At 65.4% G+C, this 6,592-nt stretch carries 5 protein-coding genes and 2 pseudogenes; 3 read left to right on the top strand and 4 right to left on the bottom strand.

Annotation, left to right across the window (positions count from 1 at the left end; all coding sequences use genetic code 11):
• Window positions 1-190, bottom strand: a pseudogene (locus ACRDUX_RS38695) (ABC transporter permease); the annotation flags it as partial.
• 1 nt (window position 191) lies between these two features.
• On the bottom strand, window positions 192-1,061 hold the full coding sequence (locus ACRDUX_RS38690) for an MlaE family ABC transporter permease (RefSeq protein WP_526422483.1): 870 nt from the start codon (window positions 1,059-1,061) through the stop codon (window positions 192-194).
• A 532-nt stretch (window positions 1,062-1,593) separates the two neighbouring features.
• On the opposite strand from ACRDUX_RS38690, the gene ACRDUX_RS38685 reads away from it, so the two are divergent.
• The 3 genes from ACRDUX_RS38685 to ACRDUX_RS38675 all read left to right on the top strand — a co-directional run bounded on the left by ACRDUX_RS38685 (window position 1,594) and on the right by ACRDUX_RS38675 (window position 4,573).
• Window positions 1,594-2,559, top strand: a complete 966-nt coding sequence (locus ACRDUX_RS38685) for an oxygenase MpaB family protein (protein WP_526422481.1) — start codon at window positions 1,594-1,596, stop codon at window positions 2,557-2,559.
• Window positions 2,559-3,143 (top strand): TetR/AcrR family transcriptional regulator, encoded by a 585-nt coding sequence (locus tag ACRDUX_RS38680; RefSeq protein WP_526422479.1) that lies wholly within the window; start codon window positions 2,559-2,561, stop codon window positions 3,141-3,143. Before ACRDUX_RS38685 ends, ACRDUX_RS38680 begins: the two co-directional genes overlap by 1 nt.
• A gap of 137 nt (window positions 3,144-3,280) precedes the next feature.
• Window positions 3,281-4,573 (top strand): class I SAM-dependent methyltransferase, encoded by a 1,293-nt coding sequence (locus ACRDUX_RS38675; RefSeq protein ID WP_526422477.1) that lies wholly within the window; start codon window positions 3,281-3,283, stop codon window positions 4,571-4,573.
• A 39-nt stretch (window positions 4,574-4,612) separates the two neighbouring features.
• Here the strand turns inward: ACRDUX_RS38675 and ACRDUX_RS38670 are convergent.
• Window positions 4,613-5,365 (bottom strand): annotated as a pseudogene (locus tag ACRDUX_RS38670) (rhomboid-like protein); the annotation flags it as partial.
• Window positions 5,366-5,374: 9 nt separating this feature from the next.
• Window positions 5,375-6,592, bottom strand: a 1,218-nt coding sequence (locus ACRDUX_RS38665; protein WP_526422475.1) for a phosphatidylglycerol lysyltransferase domain-containing protein, incomplete at its 5' end; no start/stop codon positions are given.

Below are 6,592 nucleotides of genomic sequence, written 5' to 3'. Positions count from 1 at the left end.
TGCCCCAGGCGATGTCGGATAGCAACCGCACGAACTCGCTTCGGTACTGCCGCAGCGCAATCGGCACCGCGGCGATGGCGCGCACGAAGAAGACCAGCATGTGGCCTAGCTGGACGACCGGCGCGGTCGCCCTCTTGTAGAGCCGGGCCCACGGCGCGACCAGCGGCGGTACATAGGATGACGCCGCCATGTCAGAGGCCCACCCGGGGAAACAGCATGATGTAGAGCTGGCTGATCGCGACGTTGACCACCATCAACACCAGGATCGATTCGACCACCGCCGCGTTCACCGAGTTCGCGACGCCGGTTGGCCCACCGACGGTCGAGAGCCCCTTCTGGCAGGAGATTATGGCGACGATGGCGCCGAACAGAACGGCTTTCAGCAATGCCACGACGAAATCGCCTGTCGTGGCGAAGGATGCGAATGTCGCGACGAAGCTGCCCGGTGCGCCGTTCTGGAAGTAGACGTTGAACAGATAACTCGCGAGAAACCCAACGAAGCACACAACACCGGTGAGCGCGACGCCGATGATGATGGCCGCCGCGAACCGTGGCACCACTAGGCGCCGGATCACCGAGACGCCCATCACCTCCATGGCGTCGATCTCCTCGCGCATCGTGCGCGAACCCAAGTCCGCCGTGATCGCCGAGCCCACCGCCGCCGCCATCAGGATCGCGGCGGTCAACGAGGCCGCCTGCCGGATCACCGCGAGTCCACTCGCCGCACCCGCCAGGGACGTCGCGCCCACCTGGCCGGCCAGCAGTGCGAACTGAATCGAGAGGGTGACGCCAATCGGCAACGCCACCAGGACCGTCGGCACGACCGCCGTTCCCGCCATGAACGCGCCCTGCCGGACGAACTCCCGCCACTGGAACCGACCAGTCGCCAGGTCAACCAACATGTACTGGATGGTCCGTACGCCCACGATGAACTGATCGCCCACTGTCGTGAGTGCGGCCAGCGGATGCCGCCTGACGTAACCGGCGGACCAGTCCTCGATGGCGTCAACGCCGTTGCGCGGTCCGCCCTGACCCGACGCCCGTTCGGGTGCCGCGGTCATCGTCCCGCACTCAGAGGCCGGATACGCAAAGGTTCGACGTCCCTCCCCGACAGATACAGCCCCAGCCTGGGCCGGCAACTCGTCGTAGCGCCGTTCGCTACCGGTGGTCACCGTATAGTCGGAGCTCTTCAGGCGTCAACGATTTTGGCGGAATCGCCATTGACATAGATGCGCTGTGCGTAGTCACTCAACTGCATCGAGCGCGGCGTAACGGGGCCTGGCTTCCGCAACGGCGAGCAGCCCGTGCACCTTCATCGCAAGCCAATTACCCTGCATAATTGCCTCTTCCGTACCGAGATGAGGCGAATAATGGACGGAACGAGGCGCCCAGCAGGTGAGGCGGAGACGGTGACCCTCGATCGCGAACGTGAACATCAATAGACATATTCGAAGTACAGTTGTTTACTTAATATCGAAGGTGGCCTTGCCTCGGTCGAGGGCCAAACCCTCGAATACTTCGCCGGCGCGCCTGCGATATGTGCTACGTTGACATGGAAATTGCTTCTTTGTGTCAAACCGGGCGGGGAGACGAATGGCCACTTTCGCATCGACGTCGAAGACGGCGGCACGACCCGCGGCTTCGGCTGTTCGGCCCCGCGTGCTCGCCCAGTTCCGCAAGTACTCCGGTAGCGCACTGCCCGGCTTCTTCGGTGCGTCCGCGTACGACGAGGTGGCGATTCCCGCGGTCGCCGCGGCGGTTGACAAGACCGGCCGGTTCGACGACAACTTCACCGACCGCTCGCTGCGCGGCGGCTTCTCGACGACGTTGGCGCTATGGGGCGACGCGGAAGACAGAGCAGCAGAAGCGGATCGACTCAAACACCTGCACCGCGACGTGCGTGGCGTCGGCGTCGGCGATTTCGCCGACGTCCGCTACAGCGCATTGGATCCCGTGCTGTGGAATTGGATTGCGGTGAGCGGGATATTCCTGATCCTGCATTCCTTCACTCCGAGTACCGGGATCACGTTGTCCGCGGCCGAGCAGGAAGCCGCGTACCGACAACTCTTGGACGCCTTCGAGATTCTGCAGCTGCCCGGCCGCTCCGCGGGCCTGCCTCCCACCTACGCGGACGCCCAGCGGTACTACGACGACATGGTCGCCACCCGTGCGCAGTCCAATCCATTCCTGGACCGGTCGGTACGTAGAATCGGAAAGCTACCGCTACCAACACTTCTGCTGCCCAAACCGATTGCGGTGGCGATCACCCCGCTGTGGTTGATGGTGCGGCCGGTCGCTGGGCATGTCATCAAGATCTGTTCGTTCGGGATCATGCATCCGGGCATCCGGCAGGCGACCGGTTTCCGTTGGAAAACCAGGCATGATCTGGAGTTCGCGCTGTATACGCGTTCGCTGCAACTGATTTGGCGCCTGCTCCCGGACCGGTTGCTTTTGGTACCCCTGGCCCGCAATCGGCTCGAGTACGAGAAGATCGTCCGTCTGCATCGCTCAGTCGCCTTGGATTCGTTTGCCGCACCTGGCGGATGTCCCGTCGGTTGATGGTCCCGCGCACCCGCAACTCACCCGGCGAGCAAGAGGCTGCCATCTTGAAGGCCGCCGCTGAGGAGGTCGCGCTCGTCGGTGTCGGACGGCTCAGCCTGGATGTGATCGCGCGGCAGGCCGGTGTCAGCCGGAGCACGCTGTACCGCAGATTCCCCAGCCGCGATGCCCTCATCACCGAGCTCGGCCGGCGAACATTCGAGTACGCCATGGCGAGACTGCAAACCGTCGACGTGGACTCCGGCCCCAAGGCGGCGTCCGTCGCCTGCTTCTGTGAAGGCGTACGCATCCTCACCACCGAGCCGACCATGCGCCGATTCCTGCAACTCGACGGCGAGTTCACCGTATCGCCCGGGATGCGTGAAGCGGCCGAGCAATTCCTGGAAAGCGCTTCCACGGCGATGGCAAAGGCCTTACGGGCAGCCGGCGCCACCATGCCCGCCCCGGATTTGGTGGCAGTGGCCGAACTGCACATTCGGCTGGCCACTTCCATGGCACAGGTCAGCACTCACGTGTTGGACACCAAGGACATCGACGCCGTCCGTCGCTACGCACAGCAGCACCTGGCACAGCTGGTCCATTGACCGGGTGCGGTGCGTCCGCGGACGGCCCAGCACGCATAGTCCCGGCGAGGTGAATGCGAGAGCTGGACATGCCAAATGGCGTGTCCCTGAGCCCCTGTTCTACGCTCGAAGAAGGTTTATGAGCGGAGGATTCGGCTGTGACGATCGCTGAGACGGTGGCTCCGCTGGTTCGAGCAGCGGTGGGCCCAGATGTACCGGTAAAGATCAGATGCTGGGACGGAAGCACGTCGGGGCCGGTCACCGCGCAGTGGGAACTCAATTTCGTCAATCGTCGGGGTCTGCGGCGTCTGTTGTGGGCGCCGAATGAACTCGGCTTCGCCCGCGCGTACGTGTCCGGCGACATCGACATCCATGGCGACCTGCTCGCCGGCCTGGACGTCTTGGAGCAGTCGTCGGACCCAAGCCACGGTCCCGGTGTACAGATCGACGCCGAGACCAGGAAGGCGCTCGCCAAAGCCGTGCTGCGGCTGGGGATCATCGGCCTCCCACCCAAGCCGCCCGCCGAGGAGGCGAGAGTGGCGCGCCGGCACGTCCACGACAGGGGGACCGACGCCGCCGCGATCAGCCACCACTACGACGTCGGCAATGACTTCTACCGCCTCGTGTTGGGCGAGTCGATGACCTACTCGTGCGGATACTGGGAGCAACCCGGAGGGGACCTGGCCGCGGCTCAATACGCCAAGTGCGACCTCGTGGCGCGCAAGCTCGGCTTGACCGCGGGCATGCGGGTGCTCGACGTCGGCTGCGGATGGGGGACCTTCGCATTGCACGCGGCGCGCAACTATGGCGTTCACGTCGTTGGCGTGACGTTGTCGCACGAACAGGCGGAGTACGCGAGTAAGCGGATGGTCGCCGAGGGCATCGCGGATCAGGTAGAGATCCGGGTCCAGGACTACCGCGACGTCGACGACGGGCCGTTCGACGCGATCTCAAGCATCGGCATGGCCGAACACGTCGGCCTCGCACTGTTGCCCACCTACGCCGCACACCTCTACGCGCTGCTGCGCCCAGAGGGCCGATTGCTCAACCATGCGATCTCGCGGAGACCAGGCAGACGCGCGGGCTTCTCGAAGACGTCCTTCATCGATCGCTACGTCTTCCCGGACGGGGAACTCGAACCGATGGCGACGATGGTGGAATCACTCGAGGGGGCCGGCTTCGAGGTGCGTGACGTGGAGTCGCTTCGCGAACACTATGCGCTCACGCTGCGGGCCTGGGTCGCGAACTTGGAAGCCAACTGGCAGGAGGCGGTCTCGGGCAGCAGCGCCGGCCGGGCCCGGGTATGGCGTCTATTCATGGCGGGTTCAGCGCTGGGATTCACAGCCAACCGGCTGGGCCTCAACCAGATCCTGGCGATCAAATGTGACTCGCGCGGTCGCAGCGGCATGCCCGCTACCCGCGCCGACCTTCTGGCCCGGCAAAGCCCGTGAGGAGCCCGCTGACCTCACTGTCGCCGCTAGTAGCGCGCGCCTCGTGAGCCATCGCCGGGTCATCCAGTAGGCGCTCAGCGCGACCCCCAATCCAGCCGGCATGGCCACTGGTGCCGTCGGCAGGGACACCCCGACGAGCAGCAGCAGGCCAAGCGTGACGCCCGCCGCCAGCAGCGCCAACCGGCGCGCTGTCCAGTGCGCGCCGAGGCGAAACCGCACGGACAGCAACATGCCGAGTATCAAGGCGACGGCATGCCCACCTGCCGTGAAGTCCCCAGTGGAAAACACGACGACCGACGCGACCGTCAACCACCCGCCGATCCATGCGGGGCGCCAGCGCAGCGGGATCGCCGCCGTCAATGTTCCAAGGACGGCGACCGCGCCGTAGCTGAGCCCGACGTCGCTGGCGCGGGTGATCGAGATGGGCAGCCAACCGCACTTGATGGCGACGGCCAACCCGGCGGCGACGATCAGGGTTGCCCCGATGTGCCCGAGCGCGAATGCCTGGATCAACCGTCTACTGCGCCAGAAGAGCTCTGCCAGCGCCAGCAGGCACACCAGTCCCGGCAGCAGGAGGTAGGTCTGCCCCTCGGCGGTGACGAAGGCACTTCCGAGAAGCGTTCCCAGATGGCCCTGCCCCAAGTTGTGAAGATTGGTGCTCAGACCGCCAACTACGCGGTCCTGGGCGCCGGGACCAAGTGCCAACAACACCGATGCGACGACGAACAGCGCCGTCGCGTAGGCCACGGTGGCCCGAACCGGAGCAAGACTGGAGAAGATTCGCGACACCATCATCTCGATTCAGCGTACCGACGAGCCAGGAAGTCGGCGGCGACGCGGCATGAACTCCAACGTCAACAGCACGACCAGCGCAGGCAGTAGGTGGCGCAGCGAGAGCAAGGCATACCGCTGCTCGCCAAGCGCGTGGTATTTGCCGAGGTATCGGTAGAGCGACTCCAAGCGGATGAGCCGGTCCCCCAAGTGGATCACGACGTGGAAGAACTGCTGCAACGTGCCGCGGTGCTCGTCGTCGAAGATCTCGGGGAACGCCGCGAAGGCAAGCGAAAGGCGTCGTGCGTGGTGTTCCTTCGCCCAGGCGATCATGTCCACGGTAAGTCGTTCATCGATGCCGTTCGGGGCGCCGGGTCGGCGCCACGGCAAGTCCAGTGAGACATCGTTGCCATCGCCGGCCAGCGCGTACCGATGACACGCCTGCACGCGGCCCGAGTGGTCCCTGGCGATGATCAACAGAACACCCGGATAGCGTCCCTCCAGCGCGCGGTCGAGGATCATCGAAAAGCCGCGTTCGGTCAGGACCCCGGCGTGCGAGGCGTCCAGCACGTCGGTCAGCTCGGCCAGGATTGCGTCGTCGAGGTTCGCCTCGGCGACGACCTCGGTGCTCACGCCGGCATTGTGCGTCCGCCGCACCGCCTGCCGAAGATTGCGGTACCTGCGTCCGACCATGTCGAAGTGGGCCACGTCGATCACGACGTCGCGCCCGAATGGCACGGCACGCAGAAGTGGTCTGACGGTCGTGGTGTCGGTCCATAGCGACAACCGATGCTGGCTGCAGCCCAGCACCAGAATGCGCCATCCGCGCCCGTGACACATCGTGGAGAAGTCATCCACCAGTTCCCGAAAACCCTTGGGGTCACCGATCGGATCCCCGCTGACGGCCGCAAAGCCGAACCGGGTGCGGTAGGCCACCATCGCCGTGCCGTCGGCGTTGAAGAAGACGCTCTTTCGCGATTGCATCGCGAAGGGAGCCAGGGGATCGCCGTGCGTCGCGTTGACCAGCGACCACACCCGTGGCAGCGCGTCGGGCTCCGGACGAGCCGTCGTCGGCCACATCAACGCCCAGCCTGCCGCGGCGATGACGGCATCGCCCAGCAGACCACGAGACAAGATGTGGGCGAGCAGTCCGGTCGACAGCACCGCTGCCGCCGCGATGGCGTGCCCGGCGGTCACCGGCCGACCCAGGAATATGCCGCGGGCGATCAACGCCACTGCGGCCAGGAC

Source organism: Mycobacterium sp. (genome assembly GCF_050701675.1).
In the GTDB taxonomy this organism is placed as follows: Bacteria; Actinomycetota; Actinomycetes; order Mycobacteriales; family Mycobacteriaceae; genus Mycobacterium.
Note: the sequence above shows the minus strand (reverse complement) of the source record. Positions and strands in the feature narration are given on the sequence as shown.